Annotated in this window: 1 protein-coding gene and 1 pseudogene; both read left to right on the forward strand. The window is 48.2% G+C overall.

Annotated elements, in window-relative coordinates; all coding sequences use genetic code 11:
- Window positions 1–708, forward strand: a pseudogene (locus B7Y67_RS17200) (UxaA family hydrolase); the annotation flags it as partial.
- A 133-nt stretch (window positions 709–841) separates the two neighbouring features.
- A partial coding sequence (locus tag B7Y67_RS17205) for a DnaJ C-terminal domain-containing protein (RefSeq protein WP_293599677.1) occupies window positions 842–1714 on the forward strand: 873 nt, incomplete at its 3' end.

The raw sequence follows: 1714 nt of genomic DNA on the forward strand, positions 1-1714 counted from the left end.
GGCTCGGATGGTTTCTCTTCGATTACTGCTAACCCAGCCTTGGGCGCTGCGATTGATATTTTGTCGCGTCATGGTGGCACCGGCATTCTCTCTGAAACGCCGGAGATTTATGGTGTTGAACACACGCTGACCCGCCGAGCAGCAAGCAAGGCTATTGGTGAGAAATTAATTCAACGTATTCGCTGGTGGAAGGATGAATATTCTGTCGGTCGCGATGTTCAGATCAATGGACAAGTCAGCCCCGGGAATCAAATCGGTGGCCTAGCCAATATCTTTGAAAAATCACTTGGTTCATCCATGAAAGGTGGAACGGGACCGTTAATGGAAGTGTATCGGTATGCAGAGCCAGTAACGGCTAAGGGTTTTGTGTTTATGGATACACCTGGTTTTGATCCAGTGTCAGCAACGGGTCAAATTGCTGGCGGTGCAAACTTGATTGCATTTACTACGGGACGTGGCTCCATGTTTGGATCAAAGCCAGCACCTTGCATCAAACTTGCAACCAATACTCCGATGTATGAGCGACTTACCGAAGACATGGACATTAATTGCGGCGAGATCTTAGATGGTACGGTTTCAGTTCAGGAGATGGGGCAGCGGATTTTTGAGCTCTTTCTCAGAACGGCCTCTGGTGAAGCCTCTAAAAGTGAATTGCTAGGCCTTGGAGATTATGAATTCGTACCATGGCAAGTCGGGGTCATGAGCTAAGCCCAGATCCTGGAGCAGGTTGATTCTAAGCGGGCTTTATGCCCGCTTTTTCTACACTCAAAAAGAGAGCGAAAATTTAGCCGAGGGATTGTAGAATGAAGCTTATTGATTCAATCAGGACTTCATTAGGATTATGAAATTCAGGGACTACTACGAAACACTCGGTGTAGCACGTGGTGCAACCGAAGCAGAAATTAAAGCTGCTTATCGCAAGCTAGCACGCAAATATCACCCAGATGTGAATAAAGAAGCTGGCGCAGAAGAGCACTTTAAAGCTGTCGGCGAAGCCTACTCCGTACTGAAAGACACCGAGAAGCGTGCGGCATACGATCGCATGGGCGCCAATTGGAAAAATGGCCAAGATTTCACACCTCCACCGAACTGGAATGAGGGATTTGAATATTCCGATGGCAACTTTGGTGGTGGCCATGGTGGATTTGGTGGTGGCTATGAAGGTGATCAAAGCGAATTCTTTGAATCTCTTTTTGGCAGAGGTCGCCACACTCAAGGTGGTCGAGGTGGTAACCCCCGTCAGGGCATGAACTTTAAAGGTCAAGATCATCATGCCAAAATCCTGATTGATCTTGCTGATGCCTATAACGGCGCAAAACGTACCATTTCGCTGCATATGCCTGCGCAAGATGCTAATGGTCATGTCAGCACACAGGAACGCAAACTTGATGTCAGCATTCCCAAGGGCATCAAGGCCGGACAGAATCTACGTTTAGCTGGTCAAGGCGGTCCAGGCATGGGTACGGGCGGAGCAGGTGACTTGTACCTTGAGATTGATTTTCATGCAAACCCTATTTACCGTGTCGACGGAAAAGATGTTTACCTGGATTTACCACTAGCACCATGGGAAGCTGCACTAGGTACTACTGTCAATATCCCCACCCCTGCAGGCTCCACTCTGGAATTAAAGATTCCAGCTGGCACAGCAACAGGTCGCAAGATGAGACTCAAAGAAAAAGGCATCCCCAGCAAAGAAGCTGGTGACTTGTACGTT

The organism is Polynucleobacter sp. 35-46-11 (assembly GCF_002281105.1).